At 72.5% G+C, this 19,610-nt stretch carries 14 protein-coding genes; 10 read left to right on the top strand and 4 right to left on the bottom strand.

The annotated features are described in order from the left end of the window. Nucleotides 1-33 precede the first annotated feature (33 nt). On the top strand, nt 34-1,320 hold the full coding sequence (locus ACGWYJ_RS17300) for a DUF1906 domain-containing protein (protein WP_395107003.1): 1,287 nt from the start codon (nt 34-36) through the stop codon (nt 1,318-1,320). Nucleotides 1,321-1,536: 216 nt separating this feature from the next. Next, nucleotides 1,537-2,925 (top strand): glycine--tRNA ligase, encoded by a 1,389-nt coding sequence (locus ACGWYJ_RS17305; RefSeq protein WP_395107004.1) that lies wholly within the window; start codon nt 1,537-1,539, stop codon nt 2,923-2,925. Nucleotides 2,926-3,006: 81 nt separating this feature from the next. On the opposite strand, the gene ACGWYJ_RS17310 is transcribed toward ACGWYJ_RS17305, so the two are convergent. Next, nucleotides 3,007-4,887 carry a glycoside hydrolase family 15 protein gene (locus ACGWYJ_RS17310; RefSeq protein ID WP_395107038.1) on the bottom strand — a complete coding sequence of 627 codons (1,881 nt, stop codon included), beginning with the start codon at nt 4,885-4,887 and terminating at the stop codon, nt 3,007-3,009. A 304-nt stretch (nt 4,888-5,191) separates the two neighbouring features. Between ACGWYJ_RS17310 and ppdK the strand changes: the two genes are divergently transcribed. The 7 genes from ppdK to ACGWYJ_RS17345 all read left to right on the top strand — a co-directional run bounded on the left by ppdK (nt 5,192) and on the right by ACGWYJ_RS17345 (nt 13,864). Next, entirely contained in the window at nt 5,192-7,873 is a 2,682-nt protein-coding gene (ppdK, locus tag ACGWYJ_RS17315; RefSeq protein WP_395107006.1) for a pyruvate, phosphate dikinase, read from the top strand. Between the two features lie 108 nt (nt 7,874-7,981). Beyond that, nucleotides 7,982-8,845 carry a YdcF family protein gene (locus tag ACGWYJ_RS17320; RefSeq protein WP_395107007.1) on the top strand — a complete coding sequence of 288 codons (864 nt, stop codon included), beginning with the start codon at nt 7,982-7,984 and terminating at the stop codon, nt 8,843-8,845. A gap of 70 nt (nt 8,846-8,915) precedes the next feature. Continuing rightward, entirely contained in the window at nt 8,916-10,169 is a 1,254-nt protein-coding gene (locus ACGWYJ_RS17325; RefSeq protein ID WP_395107008.1) for a deoxyguanosinetriphosphate triphosphohydrolase, read from the top strand. A 101-nt stretch (nt 10,170-10,270) separates the two neighbouring features. Continuing rightward, the gene (locus ACGWYJ_RS17330; RefSeq protein ID WP_395107009.1) at nt 10,271-11,530 is read left to right on the top strand and encodes an NAD(P)/FAD-dependent oxidoreductase; all 1,260 of its coding nucleotides are present in this window, start codon (nt 10,271-10,273) and stop codon (nt 11,528-11,530) included. 91 nt (nt 11,531-11,621) lie between these two features. Then, the gene (locus ACGWYJ_RS17335) at nt 11,622-12,842 is read left to right on the top strand and encodes an MFS transporter (protein WP_395107010.1); all 1,221 of its coding nucleotides are present in this window, start codon (nt 11,622-11,624) and stop codon (nt 12,840-12,842) included. Between the two features lie 86 nt (nt 12,843-12,928). Then, on the top strand, nt 12,929-13,462 hold the full coding sequence (locus ACGWYJ_RS17340) for a GtrA family protein (protein WP_395107011.1): 534 nt from the start codon (nt 12,929-12,931) through the stop codon (nt 13,460-13,462). Nucleotides 13,463-13,507: 45 nt separating this feature from the next. Continuing rightward, nucleotides 13,508-13,864: a DUF305 domain-containing protein gene (locus ACGWYJ_RS17345; RefSeq protein ID WP_395107012.1), complete on the top strand. Its 357-nt coding sequence runs from the start codon at nt 13,508-13,510 to the stop codon at nt 13,862-13,864. A 27-nt stretch (nt 13,865-13,891) separates the two neighbouring features. On the opposite strand, the gene ACGWYJ_RS17350 is transcribed toward ACGWYJ_RS17345, so the two are convergent. Continuing rightward, nucleotides 13,892-14,764 carry an LLM class F420-dependent oxidoreductase gene (locus ACGWYJ_RS17350; protein ID WP_395107013.1) on the bottom strand — a complete coding sequence of 291 codons (873 nt, stop codon included), beginning with the start codon at nt 14,762-14,764 and terminating at the stop codon, nt 13,892-13,894. Nucleotides 14,765-14,879: 115 nt separating this feature from the next. On the opposite strand from ACGWYJ_RS17350, the gene ACGWYJ_RS17355 reads away from it, so the two are divergent. Continuing rightward, nucleotides 14,880-15,341, top strand: coding sequence for a MerR family transcriptional regulator (locus ACGWYJ_RS17355; RefSeq protein ID WP_395107014.1), 462 nt, complete (start codon nt 14,880-14,882; stop codon nt 15,339-15,341). Here the strand turns inward: ACGWYJ_RS17355 and ACGWYJ_RS17360 are convergent. Next, entirely contained in the window at nt 15,322-16,614 is a 1,293-nt protein-coding gene (locus ACGWYJ_RS17360; protein ID WP_395107015.1) for an ABC transporter ATP-binding protein, read from the bottom strand. The genes ACGWYJ_RS17355 and ACGWYJ_RS17360 overlap by 20 nt on opposite strands. Before the next feature lie 100 nt (nt 16,615-16,714). Continuing rightward, on the bottom strand, nt 16,715-19,609 hold the full coding sequence (locus ACGWYJ_RS17365; protein WP_395107016.1) for a DEAD/DEAH box helicase family protein: 2,895 nt from the start codon (nt 19,607-19,609) through the stop codon (nt 16,715-16,717). Nucleotide 19,610: the final 1 nt, after the last annotated feature.

Consider the following 19,610-nt stretch of genomic DNA (forward strand, 5'->3'; position numbering starts at 1 on the left):
CATGGGCCGGTACTCGGGGGAATCCTCGGAATCGTGGCGGTCTCGCCGTTCCTCACCGGTCCCGCGGCGACCTCCGCGCGGTCCCCGGGAGACGCGACCGCCACGCTGAGCGCCGCCGCGCACACCGCGTCCCGGGAGACCATGGGGGCGCCGCGGACGGTCACCTACCGCGGGCTGCGGATCCCCGTCCCGGACGGCTGGCGGGTCCACCGCCTCGACCGTGATCCGGAACGCTGCGTCCGGTACGACCGGCGCGCGATCTACCTCGGCTCGCCCGGCTCCCAGGCCGGCTGCCCCGCCCATCTGGTGGGCGCGGAGGACGTCCTGCACGTCACCCCGGCCGCGTCCCGGGGCGCGGAGAGGCGGCGGGGCGCCGCGAGGGCCTCGGCCAGGCTGGCGCGCCACACCGTACGCCCGGCGGTGGACCACCAGACGCGGCTGACCGTCCCGGAGGCCGGGGTCACGATCAACGGCCGGTACGGGGACGGTCCCGAGGACCTCCAGCGCCTCATCCGTTCCACCAGCGTCGAGTACCCGCCGCCTGCGGACGACATCGAGAGCTACCTTCCGGGCTGGAGCGACGAAGAGGCCGACCCTGGCTGGTACCCCTCGGAGCAGTCCGGGGGATACCCGGAGCGGCCCTGGGTCAAGGGGAAGGGCTTCGACACCTGCGCCGCACCCTCCCTGCACGCGATGCGGGCTTGGCGTCCCTCGTTCAAGGTCAGCAACATCTACATCGGCGGCGCCGCCCGTGCCTGCGCCCAGCCCAACCTGACCCGTTCCTGGGTGAGCTCCGTACGCGGCATGGGATACCGGCTCATCCCGACCTATGTCGGCCCGCAGGCGCCCTGCGCTCGGTACAGGCCAAGGTTCACTGCCGGGTCCGCCGCCCGAGAGGGCCGTGAGGCCGCGGTGGACGCCGTGCGCAAGGCCAAAGCCCTCGGCATACCTCGGGGGAAGCCCATCTACTACGACATGGAGTACTACTGGTCCGCCGACTCCTCGTGCCGTAAGGCCGTCATGACCTTCCTCCACAACTGGACCGTGAAGCTCAAGGCCCTCCGGTACGTGCCCGGTGTCTACGGCAGCGTGAGCTCGGTCGTACGCGACCTGGCCCATGCCAAGGGGATCCGCCGTCCCACCGCGCTGTGGTTCGCGCACTGGGACGGGAAGACGGCCTTGTACGGCCACCCGATGATCCCGGATGATCTGTGGCGCCCGCACCGCCGTATCAAGCAGTACAGGGGCGGCCACAAGGAGACGCACGGCGGTGTCACGATCAACATCGACAGCAACCAGGTGGACGGCCGGGTCTACTGACCGGCCGAACCCGGGGCCGACGTGCCGCCGCGTCCCGTACGGGCGCCCCCGCAGGTGCTCTAAGCTGGGGGACGCTCATGGAGCGCCCGGGGTGACAGCGCTCCGCGGCAGCATGACACCGGGGATCACACGCACCGCGGCCCGCCGCTCCTCGCGACCCGCGTGGCCGGGCGTACGGATACATCCCACCGACCGCCAGTTGGATGGAGAATGCTCATGGCACGCCGTTCCGACGTGTTGGACACGATCGTCAACCTCGCCAAGCGCAGGGGCCTCGTCTACCCGTCGAGTGAGATCTACGGCGGGCTGCGCGCCTCCTGGGACTACGGGCCACTGGGCGTGGAGCTGAAGAACAACGTCAAGCGCCAGTGGTGGAAGTCGATGGTGCAGGGCCGCGAGGACATCGTCGGGCTCGACTCGTCGGTGATCCTGGCCCGCGAGGTGTGGGAGGCCAGCGGCCACGTCCAGGCGTTCGTCGACCCGCTGACCGAGTGCCAGTCCTGCCACAAGCGCTTCCGGGCCGACCACCTGGAGGAGGCGTACGCCGAGAAGCACGGGAGGCAGCCCCAGGGCGGCCTGGCCGACATCACCTGCCCCAACTGCGGGGTCAAGGGCTCCTTCACCGAGCCGCGGATGTTCAACGGGCTTCTCAAGACCTACCTGGGCCCGGTCGAGGACGAGTCCGGCCTGGCCTACCTGCGTCCCGAGACCGCCCAGGGCATCTTCATCAACTACCTCAACGTCCAGCAGTCGGCGCGCCGCAAGGTGCCGTTCGGCATCGGGCAGATCGGCAAGTCCTTCCGCAACGAGATCACGCCCGGCAACTTCATCTTCAGGACCCGCGAGTTCGAGCAGATGGAGATGGAGTTCTTCGTCCGCCCCGGCACGGACGAGGAGTGGCACCAGTACTGGATCGACGAGCGGATGCGCTGGTACACCGACCTGGGCATCAGCAAGGACAACCTGCGGCTCTACGAGCACCCGCAGGAGAAGCTGTCGCACTACTCCAAGCGGACGGTCGACATCGAGTACCGGTTCGACTTCGTCGGCTCGGAGTGGGGCGAGCTGGAGGGCATCGCCAACCGCACCGACTACGACCTGACCACGCACTCCAAGGCGTCCGGCGCCGACCTGTCGTTCTTCGACCAGGAGGCGGGGGAGCGGTTCGTCCCGTACGTGATCGAGCCCGCGGCCGGCGTGGACCGCTGCGCGCTGACGTTCCTGCTGGACGCCTACGCCGAGGACGAGGCGCCCAACGCCAAGGGCAAGATGGAGAAGCGCACGGTGATGCGGCTCGACCGGCGCCTCGCCCCGGTCAAGGTCGCGGTGCTGCCGCTGTCGCGCAACGCCGACCTGTCGCCGAAGGCCCGTGACCTGGCCGCCGCCCTGCGCCGCAACTGGAACGTGGAGTTCGACGACGCGGGCGCCATCGGCCGCCGCTACCGCCGCCAGGACGAGATCGGCACCCCGTTCTGCGTCACCGTGGACTTCGACTCCCTGGAGGACGACGCGGTGACCGTCCGGGAGCGCGACACCATGAGCCAGGAGCGCATCGCGATCGCGCAGGTGGAGTCCTTCCTCGCCGCCCAGCTCATCGGCTGCTAGGCCCTGTCGGCCCGGGGGCCGTCCCCTCCCGCACGGTGAGGGGACGGCCCCCGCGCGTTCACGCGGCCCGGACGTCCGCGGTCAGGCCAGGGGCGACGGGCGGCTCTCCTCCTGCTCGGCCCTGATGACCTGCATGACCGCGTTGATCAGGGCCAGGTGGGTGAACGCCTGCGGGAAGTTGCCGAGCTGGCGCCCGGTGTGCGGGTCGATCTCCTCGGCGTACAGCTGGAGCGCGCTGGCGTACGACAGCAGCTTCTCGCACAGCGCCCGCGCCCGCTCCACCTCGCCGATCATGACCAGCGTGCTGACCAGCCAGAACGAGCAGATGGTGAAGCTGCCCTCGTCGGAGTGGAAGCCGTCGTCGGTCTCGGCCGGCCGGTAGCGCAGCACCAGGTCGTCCTCGGACAGCTCGTCGGCGATGGCCAGCACCGTCTCCCTGACCCGCTTGTCGTCGGGCGGCAGGAAGCCCAGCAGCGGGATCAGCAGCGCGGACGCGTCCAGCGCGGTGGCGCCGTAGTGGGCGACGAACACCCCGCGCTCGTCCAGGGCGTTGGCCAGCACGTCGGCGTGGATCTCGTCGGCGGCCTCCTGCCAGCGCTGGGCGCGTTCGCGGTCGCCGCGGATGCGGGCCAGCCGCGCGCCGCGGTCCGCGGCCACCCAGCAGAAGACCTTGGACGAGGTGAAGTGCTGCGGCTCGCCGCGCACCTCCCACATGCCGCAGTCGGGGGTGCGCCAGTTGGCCAGCGCGTCCTCGACCTGCTTGACCACGATCTTCCAGAGCCGGTCGTCCAGCCGGTCCCGCTTGCGCACGAACAGGTAGATCGAGCCGATGATCGCGCCCCACACGTCGTGCTGGGCCTGCATGTACGCCTCGTTGCCGATGCGCACGGGACGGGCGTCGTTGTAGCCGCTGAGATGGTCCAGGGTGGACTCGGGAAGCTCCTCGCGGCCGTCCAGCCCGTACATGATCTGGAGGCGGCCCTCGGCGGCCTCGGCCACGTCGGTGATGAAGTAGAAGAAGTCGTTGGCCTCCCAGTCGTACCCGAGGGTGTAGAAGGCCCACAGCGCCATCGTGGAGTCGCGGATCCACGTGTAGCGGTAGTCCCAGTTGCGGTCGCCGCCGGGGCACTCCGGCAGGGATGTGGTCGCCGCAGCGGCCACCGCCCCCGTGGGCGCGTAGGTGAGGCCCTTCAGGGTGAGCGCGCTGCGCTGGAGGTGGCCGCGCCAGGGGTGGTCGGGGAAACGGCCGCGGTCGAGCCAGTGCTGCCAGTGGTGGACGGTCCACACGAGGCGCTCACGGGCCTCGTCGTAGGTCTGCGGCGGCTCGTGCTCACTCCAGGACAGGGCCACGTACCGGGCCTCCCCTTGCTTGAGGAGGGTGCGGGCGGTCGCCAGAGAGCCCTCGAAGCCCACGTTCATGTCGGTGGTCAGGCGCAGGTTGATCCCGTTGCCCTCGGCGACGGCCTCGTGGTAGCCCTCGCCGGTGTGCGTCCAGGGCGCGGGGGTCCGGCCGTAGTCGAACATCGGCATGCAGTCGAGCCGCACCTGGACCTGGCCGTTGACGCACCGGACCATCCGCAGCAGGACGTGGTCGGCGTCGTAGTCGGTGGGGGCCCGCCGGTGGGTGTGGGACCGTTCCGTCTCGTGGTGCCAGGGCCCCATGAGCAGGGCGTCGGTCACCACCAGCCAGCCGCCGTGCACCCACCACGTGGTCTCCATGACCATCGTGCCGGGGATGTACCGCTGCGCCGCGGGGACCTCCACACCGGCCGGGCCGACCCGGAAGTAGCCGGCGTCGCGGTCGAGGATGGAGCCGAACACGCTCGGCGAGTCCATTTTGGGCAGGCACATCCACTCGATGTTGCCGCTGGGGGCGACCAGCGCGGTCGTCTCGCAGTCGGACAGGAATCCGAAATCGGCGATCGGAGCGAACGGTTCCCCCGCCCGGCCACCGGCGACCATCGGCCTCACGGCCTCACCTCCTCTTTCCCTTTCCATCTTTCCCTCTCGATCCCCATGGGCACGCCAGGGACCCTGGCCTTGTGCCGGGTATGTCGTTGTCAGCCGTATTGGCGTAGACCAGTTGGAATAGACCAGTACAGCCCTCTGACCTGCGCGAACGGCCATCGGCGCCAGGGGCGCCGAACGAAGCTCGGTGGCGCGGGTACAGTCCCGCCATCAGGGCCTCGGGCTCCCTCACCCGGGAGGGCCCGGCGGCCTTGAACCCGTCCTTGCCGGGCGGTGCCGGAACGTGAGGGAGGACCCCGTGCCCAAGTTCGTGTTCGACTTCACCGAAGGAAACAAGGATCTCAAGGACCTGCTGGGGGGCAAGGGCGCGAACCTCGCCGAGATGACCAACCTCGGCCTCCCGGTGCCCCCCGGGTTCACGATCACCACCGAGGCGTGCCGGCACTACCTGGAACACGGGACCCTGCCCGAGGGCCTCACGGACGAGATCGGCGCGCACCTGTCCGCGCTGGAGTCGGCGATGGGCAAGCGCCTCGGCGACCCCGGCGACCCGCTGCTGGTCAGCGTACGGTCCGGGGCCAAGTTCAGCATGCCGGGCATGATGGAGACCGTCCTGAACGTCGGCCTCAACGACGACTCCGTCCAGGGCCTGGCGGCGCGGTCCGGGGACGAGCGGTTCGCCTGGGACTCCTACCGGCGGCTCATCCAGATGTTCGGCAAGACCGTCCTGGGCGTGGAGGGCGACCCCTTCGAGGACGCCATCGACGACGCCAAGCGGGCCAAGGGCGTCGAGGACGACTCCGACCTGGACGCCGCCGACCTGCGCGCGCTGGTCGCGACGTTCAAGGACGTCGTCCGCGAGCGGGCGGGCCGCGGCTTCCCCACCGACCCGCGCGAGCAGCTGGACCTGGCGATCAGGGCGGTGTTCGACTCCTGGAACGCGCCGCGCGCCGTCCTGTACCGGCGCCAGGAGCGGATCCCGGTCGACCTGGGCACCGCCGTGAACGTGTGCTCCATGGTCTTCGGCAACATGGGCCTGGACTCGGGGACGGGCGTGGCGTTCACCCGTGACCCCGCCAGCGGCGAGCAGGGGATCTACGGCGACTACCTGCAGAACGCCCAGGGAGAGGACGTGGTCGCCGGCATCCGCAACACCGTCCCGCTGGCCGAGCTGGAACGGATCGACGCGGCCTCCTACCACCGGCTCCTGGAGATCATGGAGACGCTGGAGAACCACTACCGCGACATGTGCGACATCGAGTTCACGATCGAGCGCGGCAAGCTGTGGATGCTTCAGACCCGGGTCGGCAAGCGCACCGCCGCCGCGGCGTTCCGGATCGCCTGCCAGCTCCTCGACCAGGGCCTGATCGACCTGGACGAGGCCACCGAGCGGGTCACCGGCGACCAGCTGGCCCAGCTGATGTTCCCCCGGTTCGACGAGGCCGCGCTGAAGGACGCCCGTCGGCTGACCAAGGGCATGAACGCCTCCCCGGGCGCCGCGGTCGGCGTCGCGGTGTTCTCGTCCGGCGCCGCCGAGGAGGCCGCCGCGCGCGGCGAGGACGTGATCCTGGTCCGCCGCGAGACCAACCCCGACGACCTGCCCGGGATGGTCGCCGCCAAGGGCGTGCTGACCTCCCGCGGCGGCAAGACCTCCCACGCCGCCGTCGTCGCCCGCGGCATGGGCAAGACCTGCGTGTGCGGCGCCGAGGAGCTGGAGGTGGACGTCAGGGAGCGGCGCCTCACCGCCCCGGGCGGTGTGGTGGTGCGCGAGGGCGACGTGATCTCCATCGACGGCAGCAGCGGCGAGGTCTACCTGGGCGAGGTGCCGGTCGAGGACTCCCCGGTCGTGCGGTACTTCGAGGGACGGCTCGGGGACGCCGAGGGCGGCGACCTGATCACCGCCGTGGACCGGATCATGAAGCACGCCGACTCCCGGGCCCGGCTCAAGGTGCGCGCCAACGCCGACAACGCCGAGGACTCCGCCAGGGCCCGCAGGTTCGGCGCCACGGGCATCGGGCTGTGCCGCACCGAGCACATGTTCCTCGGCGACCGGCGGCAGCTCGTGGAGAAGCTGATCCTCGCCGAGACCGAGGAGGAGCGCACCGCCGCGCTGGACGCCCTGGAGCCCCTCCAGCGGGCCGACTTCGAGGAGATCCTCGCCGCCATGGACGGGCTGCCGGTGACGATCCGGCTGATCGACCCCCCGTTGCACGAGTTCCTCCCCGACCTGACCGACCTCTCGGTCAGGGTCGCCCTGGCCGGTGACGGCGCCGACCCGCAGGACCGGAGGCTGCTGGAGGCCGTCCGGCGCCTGCACGAGCAGAACCCTATGCTCGGACTGCGCGGCGTGCGGCTCGGTTTGGTGATTCCCGGTCTGTTCGCGATGCAGGTGCGGGCGATCGCCGAGGCCGCGGCGCAGCGCAGGAAGGCCGGCGGCGACCCGCGCCCGGAGATCATGATCCCGCTGGTGGGGGCCGTCCAGGAGCTGGAGGCCATCCGCGAGGAGGCCCGCGGGGTGCTCGCCCAGGTCGCCCGCTCCACCGGCGAGGACGTGCCCGCGCTGATCGGCACCATGATCGAGCTGCCCAGGTCGGCGCTGACCGCCGGGCAGATCGCCGAGGCCGCCGAGTTCTTCTCCTTCGGCACCAACGACCTCACCCAGACCACCTGGGGCTTCTCCCGGGACGACGTGGAAGCCTCGTTCTTCTCCCGCTACCTGGAGCTGGGGATCTTCGGCGCGTCGCCGTTCGAGACCCTGGACGTGGAGGGCGTGGGGCGGCTGGTGCGGATCGCCGTGGAGGAGGGGCGGCGCACCCGTCCCGATCTGCACCTGGGCATCTGCGGCGAGCACGGCGGCGACCCCGACTCGGTGCACTTCTGCCACGAGGTCGGCCTGGACTACGTCTCCTGCTCCCCGTTCAGGATCCCGGTGGCCCGGCTGGAGGCCGGACGCGCCGCGATCCTGGCGGGGCGCGGGTAGGCCCGGGGAGGGGAGCGGACCACGGGTACCGGAATGTGACTCGAAACGGTCTCGTGGAAGAGAACCCGCCGCCCTCCACGGGGCATCTCAATTAACGTGTCGAACGCGATGACGTTGGAATTCGAGGCCCCTGAGCCGGGCCGTGGCGCGCGTCCGGCGGGCGGCCCCGAAGCGGGCGGGGCCTCGGCGGACAAGACCAGGGAAGAGCGGCTGCCGGGCCGCCCGAGCGAGTTCGCCGGCGACGGCGCGGGCGACGGCCACAGCGACGACGACGGGGGCTCCGGCGGACGGCCCGATGGCGGCAAGAGGCGCCGCCCGCGCTGGGTGTCGATCACCTGGCTGGTCGTCCTCGGCCTGGTCGCCTTCGCCGTCCTCACCCCGCTCACCGTGGCCTGGCGGGTGTGGTACCAGGCGCGGCAGGACGAGACCCCGCGCTCGGACGCGATCATCGTGCTCGGCGCCGCCCAGTACAACGGCCGTCCCTCGCCCACCCTCCAGTGGCGCCTGCAGCACGCCCTCGACCTCTACCGGGAGGGCAGGGCCAAGGCGATCGTCACCGTCGGCGGCAAGCGGGAGGGCGACGCCTTCACCGAGGCCGAGGCGGGCAAGCGCTGGCTGGTGCGGCGCGGCGGCGTCCCGGAGAGCCGGGTGGTCGCGGTGCCGGTCGGCAACGACACGCTGGAGAGCATGCGGGCGGTCGGCCGCGAGTACGACCGGCTCGGCTGGAAGACCGGGATCATCGTCACCGACCCCTGGCACGGCCTGCGGTCCAAGCGGATGGCGAGCGACAGCGGGATCGACGCGGCCGCCTCGCCCACCCGCAGCGGCCCCAGCGTCCAGACCCGCGAGACGCAGTTCCACTACATCGTCCGGGAGACCGGCGGCTACCTGTCGTACGTACTGTTCGGCAAGAGCGTCCGGGCGCCCAGCGAGACGATCAAGACGGTTCCGTCCAGCACCGGCGGCCCCTGATCGCGTCGCCGCCGCCCGCCGCCCGGCGCGCATCCGGAGTCGCCGCTTACGCTGGTGGATGATGACGGGGATGACGGGTTATTCGGAACGGGACCAGGAACGCTGGGCTCCCGAGGCCCCCAAGCGCCGCGACCGCACCGCGTTCGAGCGGGACCGCGCGCGGGTGCTGCACAGCGCCGCGCTGCGGCGGCTGGCCGCCAAGACCCAGGTCGCCTCGCCGGGCTCGGACGCGCCCGGCAGTGTGCAGAGCCTGCGCACCCGGCTCACCCACTCGCTCGAATGCGCCCAGGTGGGACGGGAGCTGGGCAAGTCGCTGGGCTGCGACCCCGACCTGGTGGAGACGGCCTGCCTGGCGCACGACATCGGGCACCCCCCGTTCGGGCACAACGGCGAGGTCGCCCTGGACGCGGTCGCGCAGAGCTGCGGCGGCTTCGAGGGCAACGCGCAGAGTCTGCGGGTGCTGACCCGGCTGGAGCCCAAGTCGTTCGCCCCCGCCGGGCCGCCGCTGTACGGGCGCAGCGTCGGCCTCAACCTCACGCGGGCGGCGCTGGACGCGGCCATGAAGTACCCGTGGCCACAGGCGGACGCGGTCAACGGCAAGTTCGGGGTGTACCAGGACGACTCGGATGTCGCCGAGTGGGTCCGCGAGGGCGCCCCCGGCACCAGGACCTGCTTCGAGGCCCAGGTGATGGACTGGAGCGACGACGTCGCCTACTCCGTCCACGACCTGGAGGACGCCCTGGTCGCGGGGCACATCGACTTCGACCACCTGGCCGACCCCGGGGAGCGGCGGCTGGTCGCGCAGACCGCGATCAAGCTGTACTGCGACGACGCCACGCTGCCCGAGCTGGAGGAGCGCTTCGCCGCCCTGCTGGCCGAGCCGTTCTGGCCGGACCACTACGACGGCACCCCGCGCACCCTGGCCGCGCTGAAGAACCTCACCAGCACGCTGATCGGCCGGTTCTGCCTGGCCGCCGAGGACGCCACCCGCGCGGTGTACGGCGACCGCCCGCTCACCAGGTACGCCGCCGACCTGATCGTCCCGCGTGCCCAGCGGCTGGAGTGCGCGCTGCTCAAGGGCATCACCGCCCACTACGTCTGGATCAGCCACGAGGAGATCCGGGCCCGCCAGCGCGAGCTGATCCTGGAACTGGCGGAGCTGATGCGCGCGGGCGCCCCCGCCACCCTCGACCCGGCCTTCCGCGCCGCCTACATCGAGGCCCCGGACGAGGCCGCCCGCCTGCGCGCGATCGTCGACCAGATCGCGTCGCTGACCGACACCTCGGCCATCGACCGCCACGCCCTGCTGCGCGGCCGCGCCTGATCCGCGGGGGTCCCGCCGCGGGGCTTGGTTCGGGACCCTTGTCTCGGGTTAAGACGCCGCTGTAGGGATAAGCAAAGACCCGCGGGCTTCGGGAGGTCGCCATGGCTCAGGAGACACCGTCCCAGCAGACACCGTCCGGGGAGACCTTCGTCATCGTCGGCGCGAGCCTGGCCGGGGCGAAGGCCGCCGAGACGTTGCGGGAGGAGGGGTTCGGCGGCCGGATCGTCCTGATCGGGGAGGAGGACGAGCGGCCGTACGAGCGGCCACCGCTGTCGAAGGACTACCTGCTGGGCAAGCAGGAGCGGGACAAGGCCCACGTGCACGAGGCCGGCTGGTACGAGCGGAACGGGATCGAGCTGCGGCTCGGCGTCCGCGCCACCGCGGTCGACCGGATCGGGCACCGGGTGGACCTCGACGACGGGGACCGGCTGACCTACGACAAGCTGCTGCTGACCACCGGCGCGTCCCCGCGCAGGCTGAAGGTGCCGGGCGCGGAACTCCAGGGGATCCACTACCTGCGCTCGATGGAGGACTCGGCGCGGCTGCGGGAGACGCTGGAGCCGGGCGGGCGGCGGATCGTGGTGGCCGGGGCCGGATGGATCGGCCTGGAGACGGCCGCGGCGGCCCGCGCCTACGACAACGAGGTGACGGTGATCGAGCCGGAGCCGACGCCGCTGCACTCCTCGCTGGGCCCCGAGGTGGGCGGGCTGTTCGCCGACCTGCACCGGGCGCACGGCGTGAACCTGCGGCTCGACCAGGGGGTGGCGGGGTTCTGGGGCGCGGGACAGGTGTCCGCGGTGGTGACGTCGGGCGGCGCGGAGATCCCCGCCGACGTGGTGATCGTGGGGATCGGGGTGCGGCCCAACACCGAGCTGGCCGAGGCGGCGGGCCTGGAGGTGTCCGACGGCGTGCTGGTGGACCAGTCGCTGCGCACGTCCGACCCGGACGTCTTCGCGGCCGGCGACGTGGCCGGCGCCTACCATCCGCTGCTGGGCAAGCGGATCCGGGTGGAGCACTGGGCGAACGCGCTCAACGGGGGACCGGCGGCGGCCCGGTCGATGCTGGGGCAGGCCGTCAGCTACGAGCGGCTTCCCTACTTCTTTACCGACCAGTACGAGCTGGGCATGGAGCTGTCGGGGCTGCCGGCCCCGGGGGAGTACGACGACGTGGTGTTCCGCGGCGAGCCCGAGAGCGGCGAGTACCTGGCGTTCTGGCTGTCCGGCGGGCGGGTCGCGGCGGGGATGAACGTGAACGTGTGGGACGTGACCTCCGACATCCAGGCGCTGATCAGGGCGGGCGAACGGGTGGACGCGGCGCGGCTGGCCGACCCGAAGGTCCCGCTGGCCGATCTGATCCACTGACCCGCGCCGGTCCGGCGCCCGGAGGATCTCGGGAAAAACCGGCGGAAAAAGGGAGTGATCCTGGCCCGGTACGCCACGTAGGGTCGGCTGGGTGGTGACGCAGACGGTCGACGCGCCCCGCCGGGCGCGGGTCGCGGTGACGGTGGCGTTCCTGATCCACGGTCTGGTCACCGCGGCCTGGGTGGCGCGGATCCCGCAGATCAAGCAGGAGCTGGGGCTGAGCGAGGGCGCGCTGGGCCTCGCCCTGCTGGGGGCGCCGGTCGGGGTGGTCCTGGCGGTGCGGTCGGCCGGGTGGGCGGTCGCGCGGTTCGGCAGCCGCGCCGTCACGCTGGCGATGGGCGCGGCGGCGGCGCTGTCGCTGGTGGCGCTGGGCGCGTCCTGGAACCTCGGCGTCCTGACCGGCTCGCTCTTCCTCATGGGCGCCACGCTGGGCCTCATGGACGTGGGGATGAACGCGCAAGGCGTGATCGTGGAGCGCCGGTACGCGCGCCCGCTGATGTCGGGGCTGCACGCCTCGTACAGCATCGGGACGCTCGGCGCGGCCCTCGCCGGATCGGCCGCGGCGCAGCTGGAGGTCCCGGTCGAGGTCCACCTGAGCGTCTGGGCGGCCCTGCTGCTGGTACTGCTGTTCGCCGGATGCCGCGGGTTACTCGGCCCGTCCGCCGACGCGCCGCCCGAGAGCCCGCGGGCGAAGGCGGACATCCCGCGGAACGGCGCGGACCCGGGCGGCGAGCGCCCGGAGGCCGCCTCGCGGGCACGGGCGGGACGCTGGGCGCTGGCGCTGCTGGGCGTGATCGGGCTGTGCTCGTTCGTCGGCGAGGGCGCGATGGCGGACTGGAGCGCCGTCTACCTGCGCGAGACGCTGCGCGCCGACCCCGGCGTCGCGGGGCTCGCCTTCGCCGGGTTCTCGGTGGCGATGGCGGTCGGCCGGCTGGCGGGCGACCGGCTGGTGGCGCGGTTCGGGCCGGTCGCCGTGCTGCGGATCGGCGCCCTGACCGCCGTACTGGGGCTCGGGACCGGGCTCGCGGCAGGGAACCCCGCCATGGCCGTTCTGGGATGCACGCTGTTCGGGCTGGGCGTCGCACCGGTCGCCCCGATCACCTTCAGCGCCGCGGGCAACCTGCCGGGCGTGCCCGCCGCGACCGGGCTGTCCCGCGTCGTCGGGGTCGGCTACACCGGCCTGCTGGCCGGGCCGCCGATCATCGGGTTCATCGCCGGCGCCGTGGGGCTCACCTGGGCGCTGGTGGTCCCGGTGGGCCTGGCCGGGCTCATCGCGCTGCTGGCCGCGGCGACCGCGACGGCGGGCCGCTGAACCCGGGCGTCACGGCTCGGGCGCGGCCGGGTAAAAGATCGGCCGGTGGGTCTTCCCTTTTTCACGTTCGGGTAAGGTCTGGGCGGGTGAGCACCTTGCAGCGGCCGGCAGCGGTCCCGCCGGCCCCGGGCGAGCCCGCCGCGGCCGGGCGGGCCGAGCCGGCGGAGCCCGCCCCGGCGTCGCCCGTCCCGGTGTCCGGGGCGCCCCGGCGCCTCCCGAGGTTCGTGCGCGAGCTGGCGACCTTCGGGTTCGTGGGCTTCATCGGCACCGTGATCACCATCGCGGGGGCCAACCTGATGCGGCACTGGCTGGACGGCGGCCCGGTCACCAGCGTGGTCGTCCCCACGATGGTGTCGACCGTGACCTCCTACCTGCTCAACCGGCACTGGACGTTCCGGCACCGCGACAGCGACGGCTCCGGCAAGGAGTTCGTCATCTTCTTCGGGCTGAACGGCGTCGGGACCGGCATCCAGGCGCTCTGCACCGGCTTCACCTTCTACACCCTCGGTCTGCACGACGGCCTGTCCTACAACATCGGGCTGCTGGTCGGGCTCGGCCTGGCCTCGGCGTTCCGCTACTGGTCGTACAGGAAGTGGGTGTTCACCCCGGCCACGGTGTGACGCGGCCACTTGCGACCGGCCCCTTGTGGCAAGGCGAAGGCCCCGGTGGGACGGACGTCCCACCGGGGCCTCTGCTCTCACCCGATCAGTCGAAATCGAAGGGGCGCCCCCGGCGGCGGGCACGGCGGGCACGGCGCGCCGTCCACCGGCGCGACCGCGCACGCCGCCATGCCCGGGATGGCGACCCCGGAGCAGATGCGGAGGCTCAGGGCGGCCAGGGGCGCCGAGTTCGACCGGCTCTTCCTGACCCTGATGATCACCCATCACCAGGGCGCGCTCACCATGGTCAAGGACGTCCTGGGCAAGGGCACCGACGTGCTCATCCAGGACCTGGCCCTGGACGTGCGGGCGAGCCAGCAGGCCGAGATCAACCGCATGCGCGCCCTGGCCGCGGAGCTGTAGCGGTACGCCGGGCCGTGGCGCGGATCCCTACCGGCCGGCGGGGGTGATCTTCTCGATCTGGGGCCGGGCCTCGCTCAGCAGGCCCGGCAGGTCCTGGCCGGTGCCCTGGGAGAAGATGACGTGCTCGATGCCGGCCTCGGCCAGCCGCCCGGCGATGTCCACGGCGCGGTCCACCGACGGGTCGCCGGGCGCCATGAACGTCAGCGCGGTCTTCTGGATGTCGGCGTAGTCGCGTCCCTCGCGCTCGCAGTGCTCGCGCAGCACCTCCAGCTTCCGGGGCAGCTCGTCGCCGTCGAAGAGGTTGCAGGCGTCGGCGTACTTGGCGACGAGCCGCAGCGTCTTCTTCTCCCCACCGCCGCCGACCAGGATCGGGGGGTGCGGACGCCGCAGCGCGGGCGGAGAGTTGAGCGGGCGTTCCAGCCGGTAGTGCGCGCCCTCGAACGGGGACTCGTCGCCCTTCCACATCTGGAGGGCGATCCTCAGCGTCTCCTCAAGGCGCTCGAAGCGCTCGGCCGTCGGCGGGAACGGGATGCCGAGGCCGCGCGACTCCTCGTCGTTCCAGGCGGCGCCGATGGAGAGCCAGGCCCGTCCGCCCGACAGCACGTCCAGCGTCGTCACGGTCTTCACCAGGATCCCCGGGTGCCGGTACACGGTCCCGGTGACCATGGTGCCGAGGGTGATCCGCTCGGTGATCGCCGCCGCGTAGGACAGCGCGGAGTAGCCCTCCAGCATCGGCTCCTCGGGCCGGCCGACCACGCCGATCTGGAAGAAGTGGTCCATCACCCAGAGGGAGTCGAGGCCGCCCTGGTCGGCCTCGCGGACCATCCGGGTGAACGTAGGGCCGATCTCCCCGGTCCCGCCGGGAAAGGTGAAGCTGGGAATCTGCAGTCCTATGCGCATGCACGATCCTTCGTGTGATCCGGTCGCGTCGAGCCCTACTCTGCGACCTGGAGCGCGCTCCAGGTCAAGCCGGATCCTTGACCTGGAGCGCGCTCCAGGTGCCACTCTAGGATCCGTGACCTTCTATTCCCCTGGGCAGGCCGCCGAAAAGAGCGGTTTCAGCATCGACACGTTGCGCTACTACGAGAAGATCGGGCTGCTGGAGGGCATCGCGCGCAGCGCCTCCGGCCGCCGCCTGTTCAGCGAGGACGACCTGGCGTGGCTGCACATGCTGCGCTGCCTGCGCGACACCGGGATGCCGATCGCCGAGATGCGCCGGTACGCCGAGCTGGTGCGCGGCGGCGACGGGACGCTGCGCGACCGGCTGGCGCTGCTGCGGGACCACGACCGCAGGGTCGAGGGGCAGATCGCGCGGCTGCGCGCGCAGCAGGGGCACATCCGCTGGAAGATCGACCTCTACCAGGGCCTCGCCGGAACCGACGGCGCGGGCTGCGCCGCGGCCGCGGCGAACGGGGACTGCGCCGGGGAGACGGCGGACGGGGACGCGGCCATGGAGGTCAGCGCCGCGGCGGGGTGATCCGGACGCCGTCCTCCCGGAAGATCAGCATCCGGTCCAGGTCCACCTCCAGCCGGACCTCCTCGCCGCGGTCCGGGCGCCGCGTCCCGCTGGTGAAGATCAGATCGGAGCGGCGGTGGTGGCCCTCGTGCTCCTCCTCCGGCGGCGGCTCCAGGCGCGACCCGTCCCGCCCGAACAGGCCGCGCAGCCGCCCCCCGAAGGCGCCGAGCCCGCCGGGGACGGCACGCGCCTGCTCAGCGCCGGCCGTGGCGGCCTTGCGCTGCGCGCCGACCGAGTTGGCGTCCACCGTCGGGATGCCCGCCTCCGCGTAGGCGAGCCAGTCGTGCCCATGGAACTCCAGGACGCGCACCCGGCCGGTCAGCGTCCGCCCCGGCGTGCCCTCGTGGACGGGGGTCAGCGCGTCCGGCCGGATCCCGCAGAGCACCGTGCGGCCGTGCAGGCTGATCAGCGACGGCGAGCGCGGATCGCTCCACGGCACGGTCAGCCGCTGCGGGCCCAGTTCGAGCACGACGCCGAGGTCCTGCACGGCCCACGCGGTGCCCTGCAGCAGGTTGATCGGCGGGGAGCTGAGGAACGCCGCCACGAACAGCGTGGCCGGGTCCTGGTAGATCTGCTCGGGGGTGCCCACGTCCTCCAGCACGCCGTCCCGCAGCACCGCGATCCGGTCCGCCATCGTCATCGCCTCGACCTGGTCGTGCGTGACGTACACCGTGGTGGTGCCGGTGGACCGGACCAGCGCGGCGATCTCCAGCCGCAGCTCGGTGCGCAGCCCCGCGTCCAGCGACGACAGCGGCTCGTCCATCAGGAACAGCGACGGCTCGCGGATCAGCGCCCGGCCGATCGCGGCGCGCTGCCGCTGCCCGCCCGACAGCGTCCCCGGCATCCGGTCGATCATCGAGCTGATGCCCAGCGCGCGGGTCAGCTCGGTCACCTTCGCGCGCGCCTCCGCGCGGTCGCTGCCCGACACCTCCAGCGGGAACATCATGTTGCCCCCGACGGTGCGGTGCGGGTACAGGGCGCCCTCCTGGAACACCATCGCGACGTTGCGGTCGCGCGGCGACAGGTCGTTGGCGACGCCGCCGTTCAGCCAGAGCGTGCCCTCGCTCACCTCCTCCAGTCCCGCGATCATCCGGAGGATGGTGGACTTGCCGCAGCCGGACGGTCCGAGCAGCACGAACAGCTCGCCCTCGCGGATGTGCAGATGCACGTCGCGCACCGCGCGCTGGTCGCCCGGGTAGACCTTGCTCACACCATCGAGTACGACATCCGTCATCGGGGGCCACCTTGGGTGGGGCGGGGTGACTGTGGCCACTGATCTCACCGTGCTCCCGCCCGTTTGTCCAGAGTGTTCTCCATCGAAAGACGGCAGGTGGTCAGTCCCAGGCCACGCGGAGGACGGTCGTGGCCTCCAGCGGATCCTCGCCGCGGTGGGTGGCGAGCACGCCCTCACCCTCGGGCGACTGCGTGAACAGGGGTTCTCCGCCGGACACCCAGGTGTTCCACGCCTCGGCGAACGCGTCGGTCCGCCGCCGGTTCTGGCCGAAGACGGACGGGACGGAATGGTAGACGACCCCGTCGGCCTCCCCGTATCCCGCCGCCCACCGCCGGGCGCGCTCCAGCCGTTCTGCGCCGGTCCTGGGGTTGACGACATAGCGCGGCACCACGTAGCGGGGCGTGGCCATCGGCCCGAGGACCTCGTCCAGCGCCGTCGCGAACCGTTCGGAGGTGGCGGCGTCCACGTCGGCGAGCGAGAAGCGGTAGGTGCCGTCCGGCTCGGGGTGCACGGCGACGCCCTCGGCGCCGCGCCGGGACAGCCCGGCCGCGCGAAGCGCGTCGGCGACCGCGTAGGCGAAGGAGGTGATGGGCGGCTCGCCTGCCAGCGCCTCGATACCGTCCGCCGCCTCGTCGACCGCCCGGTCCCTGGCCCGCACGGAGCCCACGATCTCGCGCAGGCCGCGGGCCCGCCGCCGGCTCTCCAGGGACGTGAGCAGGGCGAGGGCGATGAGCCCGGCGGTCAGCGGCCCCTGGACGCCGAAGGGCAGGGCGGCGAGCGCGGAGCACGCCGTCACCGGCAGCGTGACCGCGAGGAAGGCGGGCACCCTCCGCCGCTTCGGCCAGCGCAGCTCGGGCAGCGGCTCGGGACGCGCGGTGGTGAGGTCGGCCGCCGGTACGGCCTCCGGCCTCACCGGCTCGATCGTGGAGACCGGCGTGCCGATGGCGAGCGCCGCGGAACGGGCGGGACGGATCCGCAGGGTGTGCACGAGCTCGTCGCGGAACGGCGTCCCGAGCCTCCACGCCTCGCGCGTCGCCGCCCTGTTCTCGGCGCGTTCGCGCATCGCCTGGTTGAGCCGCGCGTACGGCACGGCCTCGCCGGGGACGGGGTCGGGCGGCGCGTACGGGGAGAACGACGCCTCGACATGCGCCACGCCCGACACGATCTCGCCGTTCGGCGCGGCCGCCAGGTAGCCGTTGTGCTTGCGGACGAACCGGTCCCAGTCGGCCGTTCCCTTGGGGTGCTCGCCGGACACGCACACCACCGTCCAGGTGTTGGCGGACTTCTCCGGCCACGACGGGTCCAGCCGCAGCGCGCGCCCGCGGGTCTGGACGACGGCGGTGGGCGTGGTCGCCGTGGTCAGGTCGATCAGCGTGTTGATGCCGCGGGCGTCCCAGCCCTCGCCGAGCAGCCCGCGGGTGCCCACCAGGACCTGGCAGCCGCCGGACTCGAAGAACGCCGTGATCAGCCGGACCCACACCCGCGACGACCACGACCCGGTGATCAGCGCGATCCCGCCGCCCGCCGGCTCCACCTCCAGGCCCCGCTCGTGATGCTCCAGCACGAACGCCCGCGCGGTCTCCTCGGCGGCGGCGACCGTGCGTCCCGTGACCAGCATGGGGGACAGCGCGCGGGTGCGCGGATCGGCGACCAGGCTCCGCAGCATCAGCCACGCCGACCCCGCCTCCTCGTCCAGGACGTCGCGCAGCCGCGCGGGCAGCGTCGCGCCCGCGCGTTCGTGGTCGCACAGCACCAGGCAGCGCAGCCGGGCGCCCAGCGCGGACGCCTCCAAGGCGGCGATCTCCACCGCCCCGTGGGTCTTGGCGGCGCTGCGCGCCAGCACCCGGTCCACGGGCGACCGGGCGGCCCGGATGCCGCGCCGGGTCAGCTGGTAGCCGACGGCCGGCAGCGCGCGCTTGATGGCCTCCAGCGCGCGCTGGTCCTGCTCCTTCTCGCTGGGCCGCAGGCAGTGGACGACGTAGTCGTTGAGCAGCGCCACCCAGTCCTCGGCGGTCGGATCGTGCCGGTGCTCCTCGCGCAGCCGGGCGCCCGGCGGCAACGCCAGCAGCCCGGCGTGGTGAAACCGCAGCGCCGCGGCGGCGATCCTCGGCTCGGCCGTCTCGACCCGCGCCCAGGACACCGTGCCGCCCTCCGCCGTGCCGCCGTCGCGCCCGCGGACGAACGTGCGGTCGACCATCCGGGCGTCCAGCCACTCCAGCAGGCCGGTCGAGGTGAAGCCGGGTTCGAGCAGGCCCGCGGTCAGCTCGGCGAACCGCTCGGCCTCCCCGGCGACGTAGGCCGCCTCCACGGCGGTCGGCGTGGTCAGCCAGGCCAGCTCGGCGAACGGCGCGAGGTAGCCCTGCCGCACCATCGCCGGGATGGACGCCCCGAGGATCGGCACCCCGAACAGCTCGTCCACCAGCTTGGACTCGTCGGGGGTCAGCGACTCCGGCGGAGTGGCGGTCAGGCCGATCACGCGCGCGTCCGGCAGTTCCTTCAGGATCTCGGCGAGCAGGCGTCCCCACACGTCCAGCAGGTGGTGGCACTCGTCCAGGATCAGCGTCAGCGGCCCCGCGTCGTGCAGCGCGGTGACCAGGGCGCGGCCGTTGTCGTGCAGGAGCCGCACCAGCCCGCCCGCGCGCTGCTTGGTGTGCCCCTCCTCGTCGGTCTCGGCGTCCGGGTCGAACACCGCCAGGGACTGGTAGGTCAGGACGGTGACCGCGTGCCGCAGGTCGCGGTCGGTGCCCGCCTCGCCGCCGCAGCGCCGCCAGTGCTCCACCCACTGGTTCTGGATCGCGGTGTTGGGGACGAGCACCACCGTGCGCCGGCCGAGCCTGCGCGCCGCCTCCAGGCCCACCAGGGTCTTCCCGGTGCCGGGCGGAAGCATCACCCAGGCCCTGGACCGGCCCTCGTTCCAGGCGTCGGCGAGCTTGCCCAGCGCCTTCTCCTGGTACGGCCGCAGCTCCCCCGGCCAGCCCACCCCGTCAAAATCCACC

The organism is Actinomadura sp. SCN-SB, assembly GCF_043906805.1.
Classification (GTDB): domain Bacteria; phylum Actinomycetota; class Actinomycetes; order Streptosporangiales; family Streptosporangiaceae; genus Spirillospora.